The following is a 20030-nucleotide window of genomic DNA, read 5'->3' as shown; positions in this document are numbered from 1 at the left end:
CGTCATTGCGAGGAGGTACGACGAAGCAATCTTATAGAATCAACTGGATTGCCGCGCTTCGCTCGCAATGACGCTACACCTCCGGTTCCTGCTGACTCAAGCAGTGAAAACTGCCCAAACCCCAGATGATATCTTTGGAATCCACTCCCACGACTTTTCTGTCTGGAAAACAGTCCGAAATAATATCCAGCGCTTGTTGATCTTTTTTATCCCTGAAAGTCGGAACTACAACGGCATGATTAGCAATGTAGAAATTGGCATAAGAAGCAGGAAGTCTCTGATCATCCCAAATCACCGGATCCGGCATGGGAAGTTCTACCACATTCAATTGCTTTCCATTTGCCAAGCGCATCTTGTGCAGTCTCTCCAGATTCTCCTGAAGTAAGGCATGGTTCTCGTCTGATTTATTTTCTTCCACGACAGTCACCACGGTATCCTCATTGACAAAGCGAGTGATGTCATCGATATGTCCGTCGGTGTCATCCCCAATGATACCATCTCCTACCCAAAGGATCTGATTCACTCCGTAAAAATCCTGAAGGAAACGTTCGATCTGATCTTGGTTGAGATGTGGATTTCTATTTTCATTAAGCAAACAAGCTTCTGAAGTCAAAAGCGTTCCTTTTCCATTAAATTCCACCGAACCACCTTCCATGACGATCCCAGGTTTGAAGCAAGGAATACCCAATTCAGCAGCGATTTTGATCGGAATCTGATTATCCAGATCATGAGGAGGATATTTATTTCCCCAGGCATTGTAATCCCATTTCACCAAGACCTTCTTCACATCCGCATCTGGATTGATCAGAAAAGCAGGCCCATGGTCTCTACACCAAGCGTCATTTGTTGGGAAAAAGTGAAAACGGATATTCGCCAATTTCACTCCTGCTTTTTCTAGATGTACCAAAGCAAAAGCCTTCATCGCCTCATCAGCGACATTGATATTGACGATTTCGCCTAGTGCCACATATTTGATAAACTCAGAATACGGAGCGTAAACGCTGTCAAGTTTCCCAGGCCAAGATTCCTCTTTATGAGGCCAACTCAACCAAGTAGCTGTATGTGGGGCAAATTCCGCAGGGAAATAATAGCCTAATTCGGCTGGTGTCTTCTCACCCGAATTGGCTAAAGCAAAGATGTCTGTCATACTCATTATTCTTCGTCCAAGTATCGCTTGGTGATCGGCTGATAAGAATCAATTCTTCGGTCTCTCAAGAAAGGCCAGTGCGTTCTGTATCGGTCAGATCCAGCAAAATCAAGTTCTTCTACATGTACTTGTTCCTCGTCATGAGAAGCTTTGAATAACACTCTTCCAAAAGGATTGGAGACAAAAGAACCGCCCCAGAATTTCATATCACCTTCGATACCAATTCTATTTACAGAAACTACAGGAATACCATTTGCAACAGCATGGGAACGCTGAATCGTCTGCCAAGCGCCGTATTGTTCTTCGTTAGTAAGTCCGTCCTGATCCTTGTGCCAACCGATAGCTGTAGGATACACCAAGAAATCCGCTCCTTTCAATGCCGTGATTCGTGCAGCTTCCGGATACCACTGATCCCAGCAGATCAACACGCCGATCTTACCGAATCTGGTAGGGAATACTTTGTATCCCAAATCACCTGGTGTGAAGTAGAATTTCTCGTAATACCCAGGGTCATCTGGGATATGCATTTTTCTGTATTTGCCCAAATAGGCTCCATCCGCATCCAAAACAGCAGTGGTATTATGGTATAGACCTTCGGCTCTTTTCTCAAAAAGAGAAGCCACGATCACCACACCAAGTTCTTTGGCGAGCTCGCCAAGTGTATCAGTGGATGGGCCAGGAATAGCCTCGGCCAATTTAAAATTTTCGTAATCTTCCACGTCGCAGAAGTACAGAGAGCGGAAAAGCTCCTGCAAAACTACAACCTGTGCGCCCTTGGCAGCAGCGTCACGAACACCAGCGATGGTTTTCGTCATATTTTCGGCTACATCAGAAGAGCAACCCAACTGGACTAAGCCAACTTTTACAGTTTTATTTGCCACAATAGATCATTTTGATGAATGAGGTGTAAAGATACTTTTGTGCCGTCCCAATCCCAAACTGAGTTTATGAAATTCACGAATTGGTGACCTGGATGGAGCACAGTTGAGATAACTAAAAGAGAGTGAAAATGATTCAGTTTGAAAAAGAACTCGGTTAGCACAGATACCCTATTTCAACCAACAGATATAATCAATTGAATATCAAACCTCAACAACGTCTAATTTTCTAAGACCAAAGAAATAAAGACCCTCCAATGGTTTTTATTTTTCAACATAAATGTTGCATATTCGTTCATATGATAAATTATTTTATCATATGACACAACATGGGAAAGACAATTGATAGATACCAGAAATTAAATGAGGTTTTGGGTAGAGAAAATCTAACGGAGAGAGTGGACAGTCCTTTTGACTTCATTACACTTGCGACCAAAGGCATAAATTCTGATGCAGTTATTCACTTCAGTGATTATTTTAATCTCTCCAAAAATTTCACCGCTACCCTATTAAACTTATCAGAACCAACGCTGTATCGATTATTAAGGTCAAAGCAGGACCTAAAAAGGAATAGCTCAGTTCAATTACTTGAGGCTGCGGATTTGTTCTTGTATGGAATCGAAGTTTTTGAAAGCAAAGAAAATTTCTTTAAATGGCTACACCTTCCAAACACCTCCTTGGGAGATATTGAACCTCAGGAATTAATTGAAATTCCTGGTGGAATATCCAAAGTGAGGGACGTTCTAGGAAGAATCGAGCATGGTGTTTACAGTTAATCATGAAGGTCTATCGAATTGCCGGTAAAAAACATGCTAGTGATATTTCTGGATCAGGTGCAGCGATGTTTGGTGGTCGGTGGAATAAAAAAGGCTCGCCTGTTCTCTACACTGGGGAAAGCAAAGCAATAGCGCTGCTCGAAATAGTTATACATACTCCACCAGCCATAGTTCCAGCTTTAGATATCTTGACCCTAGAGATTCCTGATGATTCAATTTATGGAATTGAGATAAAAGATTTGCCAGATAACTGGACAAACTACCCTGCACCATCGATTCTTGCAGAAATAGCGGAAGAATGGATAAGCTCCAATAGATCAATAGCTCTTAAAGTGCCAAGCAGTGTAATTCACAGTTCAAGAAATTACATTCTCAACTGCAGACACCCAGAATATCATAGAGTGAAAGTCATTGAACAGGTAGAGTTTCGGTTTGATCAGAGGTTGATAAAGTAATAAACAGGAATAATATATTGATAATAAGAGAGTATAAAAAACCTGAAAATATAAAATTGGCTCGGAAGAAGAACTGATGAGAAGGGCACATTCAAGACAGCACAGGACAATTCCTGGAGGTGGTTTTCATAACTACTACTCTCCAAATTCCTGTTATGAAAAAATCAAGTTTTTTACTACTACTGATCACCCTATTCTTTCTTGAAGTAAAACCACTGCTTGCTCAAACCCTACCATCAGGAGGTTCTGGCAAAAGTGCTGGGCAGGGGGAAAACCGTGCCGTCGACCCAGATTCGCCGGTAGTGAGTTTTGGACCCACACCCAAACAGGCGTTACTGCTAGGCGAGAAGGCTGCAGGACGTCTTGTGATAATCGATCCCGAAACACTTGAAGTGGTAGCTCGTATTCCGGCAGGAGGAAATCTTCATGAAATCGCAACCGACGGGCGGTATGTGTACATAGGTTCGAATCTGCCTGGAATCACCGTAGTGGATGCGATTGCGCAAAAGCGGATTGAGCCCATTGACATCGGCGCATTTGGAGACCGTCATGCGATTACTTTCGCAGGAACACATCTTTACCTTGGCCATGAGACCAACCGCCTGATCACACGTTATGATCCGGCAACCAAGAAGTTTGACGAGGTTATTGGACTCCCCGGTGGATCACACATGCTCATCGTCACTCCCGATGAACAGCGAATCTTTACTGCAAGCAGCAATGGCAGTGTGATTTCTATTGTCGATCGGATAACAAATGAAAAAGGGCAGAAAAATTTTTCTTTCACTAATTTCCCTGGAGACACCCGCATGGAAGGCATGGCGCTTTCACCCGACGGCAACGAGTTTTGGGCCCTTCACATGCATGCGAAAGAGATATCGATCATCAACATGCTTGAGATGAAACTGGTCAGCACTATTTCGTTTGAAGGCGGTTTGAACAACCGCATTAAGTTTACAAAGGACGGAAAATACGTATTGATGAATGAGCTACAGGGCAACGAACTGCGTGTCTGGGATGTGGCAACACGTAAAGAGGTGAAACGTATTGACGTAGGTGCCGGTGGAGAAGGCATCCTCATCGATCCAGTACGCCCACGGGCATACTATACAGTAAGCGCCGGCAACAAACTCGTAGTGATCGACACTAACACCATGACGGTGATCAAAGAAATAACCGGCCTTCAAAACCCGGATGGTATGGCTTGGTTCAGTTCAAAATAAACTTCACTGTTGTTGAGGAAAGCTGATTTAAATAATAATAATAATAGCTGAAGTTTCCATCCGCTGGCCACGTCGGCTGTAGCATGTTAGGATACACTAGGTCAAAACACCATGGCACTACTTATGGTTAATAGTATCCCTAGTACTAATTCAACATAAAAATTCCCCATTTCGGGATATCAGTATATGGACAACTCCAAAAAAGACAAAATAAAAAAAGTAAAGCAATTCGGCTTTTACAGTAAAGGATTAGTATACGCGCTAATGGGTATTCTAGCTGCAATGGTTGCCTTCGGATTGGGTGGAGACATTAAAGGAAAATCAGGTATTGTTTTATTTCTTCAAGAATTACCTGGCGGAGTAATACTCACAGCAATTTTAGCTTTAGGCTTATTGGCTTATAGCTTATGGCGCTTTTATGAAGCCGCAGTCGATCCCAGTGGCGACGAAGATGAAAAAAGGATTGGTCCTAGACTCCAATATGCCTATTCAGGAATATTTTATGCAATCATTGCCTTTTCATTTGCGAAACCACTTTTTAGTATTGCAGGTTCGTCAGGCGATGATTCTAAAAAAGCAGCACTGAGCCAATTGCTTGAAAAAGAATGGGGAGTTTGGGCTATATGGATTATTGCCGTAGGGATGGCTTTAAATGCAATATGGCAGTGCTATTTAGGATTTAGCGGCAAATACATGAAGCAGATTGATGAAAATCCCAAAAATAAAAATGAATACAACTTGGTTAAACATAGCGGTAGGTATGGTTATTTAGCAAGAGGAGTAGTTTTTGGAATCATTTCTTTTTTTATAATTAGAGTTAGCTTGGCTCACGATGCCAATGCCCTAGAGGGTACAGAAGGTGCTTTGCAATATTTATTAAGTTTACCTTATGGCAACTTTCTTATGGGGGCAGTCGCACTAGGAATGCTGGGTTATGGAATCTTTTGTTTCATGGTTGCGCGCCATTCTGATATTGCTGACTTGGGTTAGGCAACTCTTTCAAGTGATATCAACACGAATGATTTCATTTTAACTACATAATATATTGACAAATAGAATCGAATAGACATGACAATTAAAGTGTCTTACTAAGTATTCAGTAGAACATATTTCGATTAATTTAATTATTTCAAAAAATGGATACATCGGGAAGTAAATTACCCATATATGCAGCGATTGTTGCAAACCTTGCGATAGCCGTAGCTAAATTTATAGCAGCAAGTTTTAGCGGAAGTTCGGCGATGATTTCTGAAGGAATTCACTCTCTAGTAGATACGGGTAACGGGGGATTACTTTTATATGGAATCCATAAAAGCAAAAAACCGGCTGATGACAATCATCCATTTGGTCATGGTAAAGAACTCTATTTCTGGTCATTGATTGTTGCCATACTTATTTTTTCAATCGGTGGTGGAATGTCTTTATACAAAGGGATTTCTCATATATCTAACCCTGTTCCATTAACGGATCCCTTCTGGAGTTACGTCGTATTGGGACTTGCCTTTTTATTTGAAGGATCAGCACTATATTTTGCATTAAAAAATTTCAAAAAACAAAAAAAAAACAGTTATTGGAAAGCTATCAAATTAAGCAAGGATCCCGGGAGCTTTGCTGTAATATTGGAAGATTCAGGTGCGCTCGTAGGTTTAGTAATAGCTGGTCTAGGCTTATTTCTAGGACATTATTTTGAAGACGCACGATATGATGCCTATGCGTCTGTTCTTATCGGTCTTTTACTTGCGGTAATAGCCTTGATATTGGCAATAGAAAGTAAGGGCTTACTTATAGGAGAAGGTGCGAATCAAGAAATATCATCCAGTATTCTAAAAATTGTGCATGCAGATGAGGCGGTAGAAAAGGCTAAAAAACCCTTAACTATGTATTTTGGTCCGCATAATGTTTTTTTAGCTATTGACATTCGATTTAAGAAAAATCAATCTTCACTGGATATTGAGAAAGCGGTATCTAGACTTGAAAAAGAGATTCGACACTTCCATCCTATTGTACAAAGAATCTTTATTGAGACGAGTAGCTTAACAGAGCAAAAAAACACAGAATAGAAAAGTAGTATTATATAGAATCTTATCATCAACTATATACTCTTTGCTTTTGAACTCGGTAAACCAAGTATAGTAAAAACCAGAAAATCGAATTTATATTGGTATTCTAATTCAGCTATTAAGCAAGCGGATTCCTATTCTTCATAAAAACTTCAATACAGGCAGTAAATGTCTCTTCTTCGTAAATCCATCTTCCTGCTTTCTATGGGTTTCCTGCTTTGCTTAGCTGCTAAAGCTCAGGATGAGGCATTACTAAAAGGCAGAGTGTTGGCCGAAAGTTACTGTGGCGCCTGTCATGCTTACCCTTCTCCTTCCCTTTTACCCAAAGCTATCTGGAAGCAGCAAGTTCTTCCACTAATGGCAGCGATGATGGGTTTTAAAGCGGCTCAGGATAGTTTGGGAGTTTACGAGAATAAATCCGCAGCAGAAATTGCCATCAGTAAAAAGTTTGGGGTGTATCCTTCCACCTCTATGATTACTACAGAGGACTTTCAAGCGATTATGGATTTTTACGGAGCTGAAGCTCCAAAAGAGTTAGCTTTCCAACAAGCAAAAGAATCTCCACAACCCTTACATAACTTTATAGCAAAGAAGCTTTTCATAGAAGGTATTCAAAGTCCAAAGACAAGTCTAGTAGCGATCAATGAAGAAAGATCTGAGCTTTTTATCGCAGATGCCACTAGCAATCAAATTTATGTAAAAGTGCAAAGTGATGAGCTTTACACCCTTCCTCAAGCTGCAACCCCGGCGATAAATTTCATTAAAAAAGCTGTTAACGTTTACAATTTCATTTCCATTGGATCCATAGCCCCGAGTGATCTTTCACAAGGTGTGCTTTATGAAATGGACTTGAATTACGACTCTTGGACTCAAGTTCTGGATCAGTTGCCCAGACCTGTTTTTGCAATCTGGGAAGACATAGAAAAGGATGGAAAACCCGATTTCTTGCTTTGCAACTATGGCCATCATGGAGGAAACATCACTATCTATCCAGATGGAAATCTTAGCTCAAAACCGATTCAACTCGGTGGAGTTGGTGCTAGAAAACTAGAAGTTGCTGACTTAAATCACGATGGAAAACTGGATATCGTAGCTCTCTTCTGCCAGGGAAATGAGCGTATCTCCGTTTTTTATAATCAGGGAAATGGTGAATTCGCTGCTGAGAAGATTTTACTGAGATTTTCACCTGTGATGGGTTCCAGCTATTTTGAGCTACAGGATCTGAATGACGATGGAGAATTGGATCTATTGGTCAGCAACGGAGATAATTGGGACTATTCCTCTGTCCCTAAACCTTACCATGGTTATCGTATCTATGAAAACAAGGGCAATGGGAATTTTGAAGAAGCATGGTTTTATCCTCAGTATGGAGCAGTCAAAGTAATGGCTTTGGACTTTGATGAAGACGGAGATTTAGACTTGGCTACGATTGCTTTTTATGATGAACTCGAATATCCAGAGCAGCAATTTATACTTTTTGAAAACACAGGAAATATGACTTTTAAGCCCAAGTACATTCCTGAAGCTGCCTTAGGAAAATGGATGACAATGGATGTGGGAGATCTAGATGCAGACGGAGACATGGACATCGTCTTGGGATCTTACCTCCACACCACGCTGGAGTACACTAAATTGGTAATCCAAGGCATAAACGAACTGCCTAATGTGTTGATTTTAGAAAACGGAAAGTATCAAAAGAAGTAAATATGTATCGCCGTGGTATGTATTGCTGCCACCATTGCCTGTGTCCTCACAGGCCACTTGTGTTTTGATCCGCGAGGAATTGCCTAACAGCAAAGCAGGCACTGACCGAGTTGAAGGATTATCTTCAGCTTTCTGAATGAAACCTACCTCGGACAGTTAAACTTTCTGACTTGAATCTTACATTTTGGATCTTAATACTAGCTACTTCACTATTCACTTTTCAGCGAATTCACAGGATTAGCTGAAGCAGCTTTGAAAGCCTGAACTCCTACCGTGATCACAGCTATTAGAACTAATAAAAAGCCAGATCCTGCAAAGATCCACCAACTTAAACTTGTCTGATAGGCGTAGGTTTTCAGCCAGTTATTGGCGAAATACCATGCCAGTGGAACGGCGATGACGATAGATACCAAGATGAGCTGCACGAAATCCTTAGATACCAAAGTCAGAATGCTAAAAGTGGAAGCTCCCATTACTTTGCGAACGCCTATCTCTTTCTTTCGCTTTTCTGCAGTAAATGCCGCCAAACCAAATAATCCCAGACAACTCAAGAAAATTGCCATTACGCCGAAATACTTTGCTAGTTTGGACACGCGCTGTTCGGAAGCATAAAGTGACTGATAATCCTCATCCATGAATGAATAATCCATAGGCTGAGCGGTTTGCTTTACAAACAGCGCATCAATTCTAGCTATAGTTTCCTGCTGATTTTGAGGCTCAATTCTCACCATAAGTCTTTGTGCAAAACCCGGATCGTACTTCAGGAAAGCAGGTTTAACTGTCTCTTTCAATGACTCGAAATTAAAATCCTTGATCACTCCTACTACCTCTTTGTCCTCTCCCCAGAGATTAACAATCTGTCCAACTGGATCATCAAAACCTATGGTCCGAACTGCGGCTTCATTCAAAATTATCTTCGACTCTTCCTCTCCAAACTCTGGCGAAAACGCTCTACCGCCCACCAATTCAAATCCCATGGTTTCGATCAATCCCATGTTGACTGAAACATTTTCAAATTTCACCTGCTCTTCAGGGTTTTTCCCTTCCCACGTAAGACCAATAGTTGCGCTATTCAAGCCAACCAAAGGATGGCTCAAACTCGAAGCATTCTCGACTCCAGGTGATTTTTTGAGTTCAGCCAGAAACGAGTCTAGCTGATTGGGATTGACACCAGAGGCATTTATCTGTAGAAGCTGGCTTTGATTATAGCCAAGGTTCTGATTTTGAATAAAAGTCATTTGCTTACCGATCACGGAGATTCCTATGATCAACAGGAGAGAAATTGCAAACTGAAAAACAACCAAGCCTTTTCGCGCCAGTAATTCCCCAAAGCTTCCCTTGATATTAGATTTCATCACCTCCACTGGTTTAAACCTAGAAAGGTAAACGGCAGGATATATCCCAGCCAAAAAGCTGGTTAATAGCCAAATACCCAATAAAAGCAGGATCAACTCAGGCTGGAAAGACATGCTGAGTGTTTTGGAAGTCACCTGATTGAAAAATGGTTGCAGGATAAATGTTGCAAGAATGGCCAGAACCAAAGCCATAAATGTCAACAGTAAGGATTCGACCATAAATTGTCCAAAAAGGCCACCGCGGCTTGCTCCCATAGACTTTTTCACCCCTATTTCCTTCAATCGACTAATCGATCTAGCCGTAGTCAGATTCATGAAATTGATGCACGCGATAATCAAGATGAAGATTGCGATAGCTGAAAAAAGCTTCACATAACTGATCCTTCCACCTGCTATTTTTCCATCTTCATAGGTGCCATAGAGATAGGTATCGCCATAAGGCTGCACAAAAGCAGACACATTACTTCCTTCATCTTTTGCTTTGATGAAACCAGCGATTTGCTCATTAAAAGCAGCTACATCCGTATCGGGACGAAGTAGCACATAGGTAGAAGCATTGAAATTACCCCAATGAACACCTTCACCAAGCATCTGTTTGAAGTAAGAAAAGGAAAGGAAATAGTCAGGCTTGTCCACTTCCAAGGAACCGAAATCTTTGTAAACTCCAGTCACTTCCACGTCATTGTGATAGTCAAAAACTTGCCACTTCACAGATTTCCCCAATGCCTCCTTGGGTGAGCCGAAAAGTTTGGTAGCCATAGTCTCTGATATCGCCAAGCTATTGATTCCCGTCATGATCTGGTTTGGATTTCCCTCCACAAAATCAACTGAGAAAATATCAAAATAGGCCTGATCTACATAAAGACCAGCTCCAGTCATCTTGGTATCCCCATTCTCAAAAGCAATTCCCTCGATAAACGAAGATGTGCCTGCGGATAACTCCACTTGAGAAAGCTCAGCCTTCATAGCTTCCGCCATATCTCCCGGAGTAATTCCGATCGTCACAATCCCACCGCTGTTATCATGATTGGTCATCACTGCATAGATGCGATCAATGTTCTCATGATTGCGACTGATGCTCAGCTCATCCTTCACCCACATCATGATCAAAACCACAGTCGTGAGTCCTATCGCCAACCCAAAGAGATTGATAGCGAAGATCTTTTTGAACTTCATAAAACTGCGAAAAGCGAGGGTGAGTTGGTGGCGAAGCATATTATGGATTTTTGATTTACGATTTATGATTTACGAGATCCATTTGAACCTCCGACCTGGATTTTATTACTTCCGTTAATGAGTCTCCCCTACAGTTGTCAGGAGCGAGGATATAAAGAAATTAAAAACGCTTTATCCTTAGTCTTGGCTGGTGTCTTCAAGAGCCTTAGATATTCCAGGCCGTGAAGACACAGCTTGGAGCGAAGTTATTAGGTGTTAGTTGTTGGTTTTGTCATGCGATGCTCGTCATTGGGAGGAACGACACTATCTCTTTAATAGAATGCTTCGTTTCTCGCAGTGACGTTGCTCACTTCGGTCTCCTGTCTCCTGTCTTCGGTCTTATTACACGTGAAACTGCTCCCTGATATTCTCAGTCACCACTTTACCATCGAATAGATTGATGATTCGGTGTGCGTAGTTTGCATCATGGGGAGAGTGAGTTACCATTACGATGGTGGTTCCTTCGTTATTGAGTTCTTCCAAAAGGCGCATTACTTCTTCTCCATTAGTAGAATCCAAGTTACCTGTAGGTTCATCTGCAAGGATCACAGAAGGCTTAGCTACAATCGCTCTTGCAATTGCCACTCGCTGCTGCTGACCACCGGAAAGCTGCTGCGGGAAGTGATTTCTTCTGTGCATGATATTCATGCGAGTAAGCACCTCTTCTACTCTTGTCTTGCGCTCATCAGTCGGGATTTTGAGGTAAAGCAATGGTAGCTCCACATTTTCAAATACAGTTAGTTCGTCGATCAGATTAAAGCTCTGAAATACGAAACCGATGTTTCCTTTTCTGAGGGAAGAACGCTGTCTTTCAGAGAATTTGGCGACTTCATTTTCTAAGAAATGATACTCGCCAGAATCTGGGTTATCCAGCAGACCAAGAATATTCAGCAATGTGGATTTTCCACAACCTGAAGGTCCCATGATAGCGACGAATTCACCTTTTTTGATTTCGATTTGAATACTGTCCAAAGCTGTAGTTTCTACCTCCTCAGTGGAGTAAAGCTTTCGGAGATCGACGGTTTTGATTACGTTCATGTTTTTTGAGTTAGAAGACGGAAGACCGAAGACCGAAGTCGTTGGGTCCTCCACCCTTATTTTATTTATTTTGAGTTAGAAGACGGAAGACCGAAGACCGAAGTCGTTGGGGCCTCCACCCTTATTTTATTTATTTTGAGTTTGAAGACGGGAGACCGGAGACCGAAGTCGTTTGGTCCTCCAACCTTATTTTATTTATTTTGAATTTGAAGACGGTAGAGGATTTGGAAAACACTAGCATCAAGGATACTTCGGTCTGCCGTCTCCTGACTTCCAGCTTATTTAATGGCCTTTTTAAAACCTATAATCATATTCATCAGATTGAAACATTCTGAATAGAGTTTTTCAAACTCTAAATCTTCAATGTACTTTCTTCTTTTTGCCTTGTACAAACAAGTAACTAGCTCAGCTAAAGACCTTAAGGCATAACCTATAAACCTAGCTTGCTCTGGGTTAGACTGACCAATCGAACCTTCGGCAATGTTAAGAGCAATGGAATCGGTAGCTCTTCGGATTTGACTTGTCAAATTGTAAATTTCCTCTTTTGGAAACTTCTTTGATAGGTCATGAATTTCCTCACCCAAATCCATAGCCTTCTGCCAAATGATCAATTTTTCAAACTTGAAACTCATATCCAACCAGTTTAAATTTTGACTACAAACGCTCTTTTTTATTACCCAGCCTCTTCCGTCTCCTTTCTTCCGTCTCCAGTCTTCCGTCTCCGGTCTTCCGTCTCCGGTCTGCGGTCTTCCGTCTCCGGTCTGCGGTCTTCCGTCTTTTCCCTACTTCAAATCCAAAATCTCATTCTTCCCGAAATTCTCATAGCCGGAGATGATTACTTTTTCGCCTTCGACGAGCCCTTCCAGCACTTCGTAAAATTCAGGGTTTTTATTGCCAAGTCTGATATTTCTCTTTTCAGCATTTCCTGAAGAATTGATCACAAACACCCAGTTTCCACCCGTATCCTTGAAGAATCCGCCCGTTGGCAGTAGCAGACTTTGCTCGCTATCACTCAGCTGCAATCTGATTCTCACACTCTGTCCTCTTCTGATTCCCTGTGGGCTTTCACCCGTGAATTTCATATCCACTTCAAATCGACCATTAGTGATGGTTGGATAGATCTTCATGATTTCCAGTTCATGGTCCACGCCACTTAGCGTAAACTTTCCTTTCAAACCACGTCCAATTCTCGGCAAATACAATTCATCTATCGGCACTCGAACCTTGAATTCATCCTGCACATCGATCTGACCATATCGCTCTCCTGAGTTGATCGCCTGACCAACTTCGATTTGCTCCATCGCCAACTGTCCCGCTATTGGCGCTTTAATGACCAGATTATTCAAAATCTGCCCAACACCATTTAACGAAGCATTCATTCTGCTTTCTGACTGGCGAAGCTGCGCCAATTGATATGATCTGGCGATTGAATCACTTTTATAAGACTTATAGGTCAATTCCTTTCTTTTCAGGTTGTACTCATATTGCTCGGCCACTTCTTCGAATTCCCGATCTGAAACCAGTTTCTTCTCGTGAAGCTCCTTGAACCTTTTATACTGAGGTTGAAGCAAACTGATCTGATAATCTATCTCTGCCAGCTGTCCCTGCTGACTCAAATCATTTTGATCCAGAAATAGTCGAGTTTGGCGAAGGTTGTTGATTTGCTCGTAAAGCATGGTTTCTCGCTGCATTACATCCAACTGCAAATTGGAATTGGCCATGATCAAAATCGTATCTCCCACCTCTACTACCGCTCCAGATTCCCGAACGATCTGAGCGACCATCCCACCTTCTATGGCATCGAGGAAGAATGTCTGTGCAGGTTCGATCTGCCCTGACACCAATATATAATCGGTAAACTCCCCTTTTGAAACTGTTGCGATACTTAAGCGATCCTTCTCCACATTCATCGTGGATCTATGATCTGCATATCCGATTTGATAAATAATTCCGGCGACTAAAACGACTCCACCTACTATCCAGGCAATTCTTTTAGGGGTCCAGGTTTTCTTAGCTAATTTTCTATCCATTGTGTGTAAATGCCATTTCCGGGCTATCCCCAGTATGCCAAATGGTATGCCATGCAAAAAATCGCCTTTACAAGCTTCTTTCGTTGATTTATGAAAAATCACAAGCTAGACTCGCGAACATTTTCGTCCGCAAGCGAACAAAATCATTCAAAGTCGAATATATTTTTCCTAACTTATAAACTCGTCCACCGAATCAAAAACATGCTCAACTTGTCCGAAATCAAACGTTTTGAGCCAAAATACCTCACTCCTACTTTTCGGTATGCTTTTGGAACAAGTGGGCACAGCACGACGGATATTTTTCCGATCTAGACCTAATTCTTTTAATCATGAGCGAGCAACGTACTGGCAAGATTCTTATAGTAGATGATAATGAAGACCTATTAAAAGCAGCAAAAATTTTCCTGAAGCGACATTTTTCTCAAGTGGATACAGAGACCAATCCTGACCTGCTTCCTATCCTCACACACAACGAGTCTTACGATGTGATTTTGCTTGACATGAACTTCACTAAGGATGTGAGTTCTGGACAGGAAGGCTTTTACTGGCTGGATCGAATTCTGGAACTTGACCCTTCAGCCGTGGTGGTTTTGATCACCGCCTATGGAGATGTCAATCTCGCCGTGAAAGCGATTAAAGAAGGTGCTACCGATTTTGTGCTGAAACCTTGGGAAAACGAACGCTTACTCGCTACGCTAAATTCTGCCTTACAGCTTCGCAAAAAGAAAATGGAAGTGAATCTGCTTAGGGATCAGAAGCAAACCATGCATCAAGACATGGACGATAAGTTCAAGGACATTATTGGTCAAAGCGAGTCCATGCAGAAGGTTTTCGAAACCATAGAGCGTGTCGCTGTCACTGATGCAAATGTTTTGATTTTAGGCGAAAATGGTACTGGAAAAGAATTGATTGCTCGTGCTATTCACAGACATTCACGAAGGAACAGAGAAGCTTTCGTTGGAGTGGATCTAGGCTCTATCACACAGACGCTTTTTGAATCAGAGCTTTTTGGCCATAAAAAAGGATCATTTACCGATGCAAAAGAAGATCGTGCAGGTAGGTTTGAGCAGGCGCACAAAGGGACACTTTTCTTGGATGAAATAGGAAACCTTCCGATGCCACTTCAATCAAAGCTTTTGGCAGTACTCCAAAATCGCCAAGTAACACGGGTCGGTGCTAATCGGCCGGTAGATGTAAATATCAGGTTGATTTCAGCGACCAATATGCCTATTCATACTATGGTATATGAAAATGGCTTCCGCCAGGATTTGCTTTATCGTATCAACACCATAGAAATTCAGCTTCCACCTCTGCGGGAGCGTATTGAAGATATCCCGCTTTTGGCGGATCACTTCATTGCCTTTTATTCCAAAAAATACAACAAAGACATTCGTAAAGCTTCCGAACCGCTAGTGAAGCGAATGACCAAATACCACTGGCCTGGTAATATCCGTGAACTCCAACATAGTATCGAGCGAGCCGTGATCATGTCTAATCACAATGTGCTACAACCTGAAGATCTCTTTTTGCAAAAAATGGCACAACCAGAGCGTCAAGATGAGTCGGTTAGTTTGGAGCATTTGAATATCGAAGATGTGGAGCGAATATTAATTCGCAAAGCATTACAAAAACACAATGGGCATATCACTAGAGCCGCTGAAGAACTTGGGCTGACTCGATCATCACTTTATCGCAGACTTGAGAAGTATGGTTTATAAGAGCTTTTCTCTTGGCGTTGGGCTAAGAATTTTTGGAATTATTATTAGCCTTTATCTAGGAATTTGGTTGTATTACAGCCAGGACCTTTGGTTGGCGCCCGCTATTCTAGGCATAATTGCACTGATCCAGATTGGAGAAATGATTTATTATGTAAACTCGATCAACCACAAACTTGCCCGTTTTCTTGACTCCATTCGCTACGCTGATTTCTCAAGTTCCTTCACTTCGGACAGCAAAATGGGAAGCTCATTCAGGGAGGTGAATACCTCATTCAATGAGGTGATGGATGTTTTCAAGCAAACCCGTGCCGAAAAGGAAGAACAAATGCTTTTTCTCCAGGTCATCATTCAGCATATCAACACGGGAATTATCTCATTCAATGACCAAGGGAAAATCGGTGTTATCAATAATGCTGCGAAGCATTTGCTTCAGATTCCACAGTTTCGGGACATTACTGATTTGGGAAAGCTATCTCCAAAGCTTCTGGAAGACGTGATGGAAATGAAACCGGGACAGCGAATTTCCAAAAAGGTAAATCCTTCGCTCCATCTGATCATTCAGTCCACTTCTCTCAAGATGGGCGGTCAAAGCTGGACACTACTCTCCCTTCAAAACATCAATGCTGAACTTCAGTCAAACGAACTTGAAGCTTGGCAAAACTTGACTAAAGTGCTTCGTCATGAAATCATGAATTCCATTACACCGATTTCAAGTTTGGTGGAATCACTTCGAACCATTTTGGATGAGGATAGCTACGTACAGCAAGAAGGTTTTTTGATCAAAAGAGATGGCTTTATGGATATGCAGGAAGGTTTGGACACAATTGCCAATAGAAGTAAAGGTCTGGTGAACTTCGTGAATGCATATCGTGATTACACGAATATACCTGCTCCCAAAAAAGTAAAAATACCAGTCAAGCAGCTCTTCGAAAATGTACTGAATTTGATGAAAGAGGATCTAAAATCCGCTGAGGTCAAAATAGAAACTAAGATTCATCCAAACGACTTGGACATCCATTGTGATCCGGATCAGATCACTATGATCTTGATTAATTTAGTGAAAAATGCCTCTGAATCTTTGCAAAATCAGGCAGACCGCACGATATGGCTTTCATCGATTGGACAGGGCGATCTAGGTTTGATGATACAAGTGGAAGATTGTGGACCTGGGATTATCCCTGAAGCTTTAGAGCGGATCTTTGTTCCTTTTTATTCTACCAAAAAGACTGGAAGTGGCATAGGACTCGCAATCTCTAGACAGATTATGAACCTACATAATGGTAGCCTTCAAGTGACTTCCATCCCAAATGAACGCACGGTTTTCACGATGAATTTCAGGTAACTTTTGGGGAGAGCCTTCGACTTCGCTCAGGCTGACAATTAGACTTCGCTACGAATGAAAGATTCTTCCAATGAATCTGAAAGCTTGTCAGTCCGAGCGGAGTCGAGGACCTTACGACTCCCTTGCACCTATTCAAGGCATCACCAAAAGCTATAAGGAACCGTTTTTTCCTTCCACATACAAAAAATACTACGCCACCTTCATTTCATTGTTTATCAAGACTTTGTATCTTATACAAAACTGTATAGGATATGAAGAATAATTTTTTGACCCAAACCCAAGTAGCTTTTCACAATTTAAATGGCTTGGTAAATGGTATCGCCATGGATGGCCGAATTACCATCAGTGAATATGAGGCATTGAAATCCTGGTGCACAACACACGAAGGACTTTGCTCTGAGGAACCTTTCCATTCATTTTTTGAGGAAATCTCTAACAAAGTTAAAACGGGCACAATAGGCTCAGAGGAGATCATCGAACTCAAAGGAATTCTAGAAAAACATGCCTTGAATTTCGAAGAAAAGGATAAAACAAAAGCCGACTTGCATTTTCTCCAAGGAATATGCTACGGCATCATGGCAGATGGAGATATCAACAAATATGAAATCGAAATGCTAAAGAAATGGATGGATAAAAATGAGCATTTGAGCGCAACCTACCCATTCAACGAAATCTATGAGGTTGTAGAAAAAGTAATTGAGATAGGCAAAATTGACACGGAGGAATACAAGAATTTAGTGAAGTATTTTAAAGATTTCCTGAAAATAGAATAGCTGTTTTCACCCCACAAAAGTTGAATATCCGCCATAATAAAGCCTCTGAGATCTATTGATTTCAGAGGCTTTGTTTTATGGGTTTTTCTAAACTAGGACTGCACCTGGAAAAGCAGGTCAGCTTTAATCCCGAACTACTTAAAACTTATACATCGCCGTCAGTCCGAAAGTCGCTGGATTTCCTAAGTGAGAAGGACCAAAGTTGTATGCATAGTCTATATAGGTCGTGTCGAAGATATTTTTTGCCCAAACTGTAAGTTCCATAGTATCTGAAACTACCCCGAACTTTGCATTGGCAATCTGATACGCATCTTGGCTGATGGTATTTTCTAAATTGAAAAACTGCTCTCCGAAATACAACCATTCTCCTCTTAGCATCCAATCAAGGGAATTTGAGTTGAAGAACTGTGGAGTCCATTGCGCAGCGACCATCGAAGTGAATTCAGGAGTAAATATCTGTCTGTTACCAGCATAATCCACTTGTCCTGACTCTCCAGGAAGCATCAAATTATCATAGGTAGCATGGGTATATCCAAAGCTCCAGTCAATGCTCAAATTATTGGTTGGGATAGTATTGATCTCCCACTCTATGCCAGTACTAGTTAAGTCACCCGCATTGTTGGTCACAATAAACGCATCTGGCAAAATCAAAGCAGGGATTTGCACATCTGATATGGTGGAATAGAAAATTGAAACATTTGCCCGAACTCTTCTATTGAAGAAGTAATTTTTACTTCCGATTTCAAAATTGTTTGAGAACTCAGGATCGTATGAAAATAATGGTGGGTTACTTGGATCAGAACCAATCTGAGTCAAGCCTCCAGGTCTAAAACCACGACTATAGCTACCGTAAATTTCATTCGTACTTGCCAGTTGATAAGCCAAAGCAACTTTTGGAGAAATTGCATTGTAACTCGCATTTGCTAAAGTATCTGGTTGTGTCACTAATGGGTCACCTTGTCCGAAGTCTAACTCTTGCGAAACAGTCAACTCCTTTTTCTCATAATCAGATCTCAATCCAGCAGTCAGCTTCAATTTGTCAGTTAAGCTGTAAGTAGCTTGACCAAAGAAAGCTAAACCGTACCCTGAAGCAATGTTTGTATTGATGGTGGTGAAGTTGGAAATCGGTGATCCAATCAGTGCTGCATCGTCTCCAAAATACACTCCTTGCTTAGTCGGAGCATCGGAGGTAAATCCAAAAAATCCAACTTGCCAATTCAGCTTTTGACCTTTTTCAGCAGAAGCAAGTCTGAACTCTTGAGTCCAAACGGAAACAGTGTTCCAATTTTTCCCATAGTCATTCACGATAGAAACTCCATCTATCGGGGAGAAATCTCCATCTATAGGAGTTTTGTAATAGCGGTAGTTATTTTGGTAAGCTGTCTGTGAGGAAAAGTTGAATTTTGGACCGGTGTTTTTAAATACCAAAGAGATGTTTTGACTATTGTCCACCATTTCCGTAGTGGCATTTTGATTGACTTCAAAAGGATTCTCAATGGCAGAATCTGGATCTGGAGCCAAAGAGAAAGGCCCTCTATTTCTTCCAGAATTAGATTTAAAGTTCAAAATCGCCTCCCAGTTTTTCGCGAAAAGATAATTCACATTCCCCGCAAATAAGGTATTCGTCTGCTTATCAAAATCGCTATCGTTATACAGGTTGGTATAATAGCCATCCAATTTATCCGACAAAACAGAGAAACCCACGTATAGCTTTTGCGGCAGCACCATAGTCTTCAGTCCAGCCGCTATTCTGGAAAAGCCAAAGTTCCCAATATCAGTACGGATAAACCCGGAAAGATCATCAGACTTTGGTTTGGTGATCACATTCATCACTCCTCCCATAGCATTTCTACCATAAAGTGTCCCTTGTGGACCTCTGAGCACTTCGATTCTCTCCACATCATTTAGGAGAAAGAAATACGTATCCAAGCCAAATTGATTCACCCCATCTACATAAGTAGCCACTGCTGGCTCATAGGAAGTAGTGGTAATACCACGAATTGAAATCACGTTTCTATTGTCTCCTGGATTCGAAGAGTATAGATTTGGAATGTAACCGCGAAGGTCTTTGGTTTGCCAGAGGTTCATTTCCTCGACCTTGCGGTCATCAATGTTGGAGACGGAAAAAGGTACTTTTTGAAGGGCCGCAGTCTCTTTTTGAGCCGTTACCATTACTTCTCCGAGTTGAGTTTCGGGAATGGTATCATTGGTTTGAGCGAAAGAAATCTGAGTGGCAAAGCTTAGTCCAGCGAAAAGAAATAGCTTCGTCAGAGTCTGGGTATTGAAGATTGACATAAAAGTATAGATAAAGTTGAA

General features: G+C 41.5%; 16 protein-coding genes. 9 read left to right on the top strand and 7 right to left on the bottom strand.

From position 1 onward, the window contains the following. Window positions 1–73: 73 nt before the first annotated feature. Window positions 74–1147: an agmatine deiminase family protein gene (locus BM291_RS05495; protein WP_092895314.1), complete on the bottom strand. Its 1074-nt coding sequence runs from the start codon at window positions 1145–1147 to the stop codon at window positions 74–76. A 5-nt stretch (window positions 1148–1152) separates the two neighbouring features. After that, window positions 1153–2028: a carbon-nitrogen hydrolase gene (locus tag BM291_RS05490; RefSeq protein WP_092895168.1), complete on the bottom strand. Its 876-nt coding sequence runs from the start codon at window positions 2026–2028 to the stop codon at window positions 1153–1155. A gap of 326 nt (window positions 2029–2354) precedes the next feature. Here BM291_RS05490 and parS point away from each other — a divergent pair, with 326 nt between their 5' ends. The 6 genes from parS to BM291_RS05460 all read left to right on the top strand — a co-directional run bounded on the left by parS (window position 2355) and on the right by BM291_RS05460 (window position 8243). After that, the gene (parS, locus tag BM291_RS05485) at window positions 2355–2801 is read left to right on the top strand and encodes a type II RES/Xre toxin-antitoxin system antitoxin (RefSeq protein ID WP_092895167.1); all 447 of its coding nucleotides are present in this window, start codon (window positions 2355–2357) and stop codon (window positions 2799–2801) included. Window positions 2802–2803: 2 nt separating this feature from the next. Beyond that, window positions 2804–3256: an RES family NAD+ phosphorylase gene (locus BM291_RS05480; RefSeq protein WP_092895166.1), complete on the top strand. Its 453-nt coding sequence runs from the start codon at window positions 2804–2806 to the stop codon at window positions 3254–3256. Window positions 3257–3411: 155 nt separating this feature from the next. Continuing rightward, entirely contained in the window at window positions 3412–4479 is a 1068-nt protein-coding gene (locus tag BM291_RS05475; protein ID WP_092895165.1) for a YncE family protein, read from the top strand. 186 nt (window positions 4480–4665) lie between these two features. Beyond that, window positions 4666–5469, top strand: a complete 804-nt coding sequence (locus tag BM291_RS05470; RefSeq protein WP_092895164.1) for a DUF1206 domain-containing protein — start codon at window positions 4666–4668, stop codon at window positions 5467–5469. Between the two features lie 146 nt (window positions 5470–5615). Further along, a complete protein-coding gene (locus tag BM291_RS05465; RefSeq protein WP_092895163.1) occupies window positions 5616–6539 on the top strand; it encodes a cation diffusion facilitator family transporter in 924 nt (307 codons plus the stop codon). Window positions 6540–6707: 168 nt separating this feature from the next. Next, window positions 6708–8243 (top strand): FG-GAP repeat domain-containing protein, encoded by a 1536-nt coding sequence (locus BM291_RS05460; RefSeq protein WP_092895162.1) that lies wholly within the window; start codon window positions 6708–6710, stop codon window positions 8241–8243. A 209-nt stretch (window positions 8244–8452) separates the two neighbouring features. Here the strand turns inward: BM291_RS05460 and BM291_RS05455 are convergent, their stop codons facing one another. The 4 genes from BM291_RS05455 to BM291_RS05440 form a co-directional block, all read right to left on the bottom strand. Beyond that, window positions 8453–10774, bottom strand: a complete 2322-nt coding sequence (locus BM291_RS05455; RefSeq protein ID WP_245786775.1) for an ABC transporter permease — start codon at window positions 10772–10774, stop codon at window positions 8453–8455. 381 nt (window positions 10775–11155) lie between these two features. Further along, window positions 11156–11851 carry an ABC transporter ATP-binding protein gene (locus BM291_RS05450; protein ID WP_092895160.1) on the bottom strand — a complete coding sequence of 232 codons (696 nt, stop codon included), beginning with the start codon at window positions 11849–11851 and terminating at the stop codon, window positions 11156–11158. 278 nt (window positions 11852–12129) lie between these two features. Then, the gene (locus BM291_RS05445) at window positions 12130–12483 is read right to left on the bottom strand and encodes a four helix bundle protein (RefSeq protein ID WP_092895159.1); all 354 of its coding nucleotides are present in this window, start codon (window positions 12481–12483) and stop codon (window positions 12130–12132) included. Window positions 12484–12633: 150 nt separating this feature from the next. Continuing rightward, a complete protein-coding gene (locus BM291_RS05440) occupies window positions 12634–13881 on the bottom strand; it encodes an efflux RND transporter periplasmic adaptor subunit (RefSeq protein WP_092895158.1) in 1248 nt (415 codons plus the stop codon). A 329-nt stretch (window positions 13882–14210) separates the two neighbouring features. Between BM291_RS05440 and BM291_RS05435 the strand changes: the two genes are divergently transcribed. From BM291_RS05435 to BM291_RS05420, 3 genes are all read left to right on the top strand, one after another. After that, complete coding sequence (locus BM291_RS05435) at window positions 14211–15599, top strand: sigma-54-dependent transcriptional regulator (RefSeq protein ID WP_092895157.1); 1389 nt, start codon at window positions 14211–14213, stop codon at window positions 15597–15599. Then, a complete protein-coding gene (locus BM291_RS05430) occupies window positions 15589–16941 on the top strand; it encodes a sensor histidine kinase (protein WP_092895156.1) in 1353 nt (450 codons plus the stop codon). Before BM291_RS05435 ends, BM291_RS05430 begins: the two co-directional genes overlap by 11 nt. 251 nt (window positions 16942–17192) lie before the next feature. After that, window positions 17193–17714, top strand: coding sequence for a hypothetical protein (locus BM291_RS05420; protein ID WP_092895154.1), 522 nt, complete (start codon window positions 17193–17195; stop codon window positions 17712–17714). 138 nt (window positions 17715–17852) lie between these two features. Here the strand turns inward: BM291_RS05420 and BM291_RS05415 are convergent, their stop codons facing one another. Beyond that, a complete protein-coding gene (locus BM291_RS05415) occupies window positions 17853–20009 on the bottom strand; it encodes a TonB-dependent receptor (protein ID WP_092895153.1) in 2157 nt (718 codons plus the stop codon). Window positions 20010–20030: the final 21 nt, after the last annotated feature.

The sequence above is a fragment of the Algoriphagus aquimarinus genome (genome assembly GCF_900112005.1).
GTDB lineage: Bacteria > Bacteroidota > Bacteroidia > Cytophagales > Cyclobacteriaceae > Algoriphagus > Algoriphagus aquimarinus.
This window is presented reverse-complemented; position numbering and strand designations above follow the sequence as displayed.

Coding starts and splice junctions, on each gene's coding strand:
- BM291_RS05475 (WP_092895165.1), top strand. CDS start 3,412: ATGAAAAAATCAAGTTTTTTACTACTACTGATCACCCTATTCTTTCTT.
- BM291_RS05465 (WP_092895163.1), top strand. CDS start 5,616: ATGGATACATCGGGAAGTAAATTACCCATATATGCAGCGATTGTTGCA.
- BM291_RS05445 (WP_092895159.1), bottom strand. CDS start 12,483: ATGAGTTTCAAGTTTGAAAAATTGATCATTTGGCAGAAGGCTATGGAT.
- BM291_RS05435 (WP_092895157.1), top strand. CDS start 14,211: ATGAGCGAGCAACGTACTGGCAAGATTCTTATAGTAGATGATAATGAA.
- BM291_RS05455 (WP_245786775.1), bottom strand. CDS start 10,774: ATGAAGTTCAAAAAGATCTTCGCTATCAATCTCTTTGGGTTGGCGATA.
- BM291_RS05440 (WP_092895158.1), bottom strand. CDS start 13,881: ATGGATAGAAAATTAGCTAAGAAAACCTGGACCCCTAAAAGAATTGCC.
- BM291_RS05415 (WP_092895153.1), bottom strand. CDS start 20,009: ATGTCAATCTTCAATACCCAGACTCTGACGAAGCTATTTCTTTTCGCT.
- BM291_RS05470 (WP_092895164.1), top strand. CDS start 4,666: ATGGACAACTCCAAAAAAGACAAAATAAAAAAAGTAAAGCAATTCGGC.
- BM291_RS05495 (WP_092895314.1), bottom strand. CDS start 1,147: ATGACAGACATCTTTGCTTTAGCCAATTCGGGTGAGAAGACACCAGCC.
- BM291_RS05480 (WP_092895166.1), top strand. CDS start 2,804: ATGAAGGTCTATCGAATTGCCGGTAAAAAACATGCTAGTGATATTTCT.
- BM291_RS05450 (WP_092895160.1), bottom strand. CDS start 11,851: ATGAACGTAATCAAAACCGTCGATCTCCGAAAGCTTTACTCCACTGAG.
- BM291_RS05420 (WP_092895154.1), top strand. CDS start 17,193: ATGAAGAATAATTTTTTGACCCAAACCCAAGTAGCTTTTCACAATTTA.
- BM291_RS05460 (WP_092895162.1), top strand. CDS start 6,708: ATGTCTCTTCTTCGTAAATCCATCTTCCTGCTTTCTATGGGTTTCCTG.
- BM291_RS05430 (WP_092895156.1), top strand. CDS start 15,589: ATGGTTTATAAGAGCTTTTCTCTTGGCGTTGGGCTAAGAATTTTTGGA.
- parS (WP_092895167.1), top strand. CDS start 2,355: ATGGGAAAGACAATTGATAGATACCAGAAATTAAATGAGGTTTTGGGT.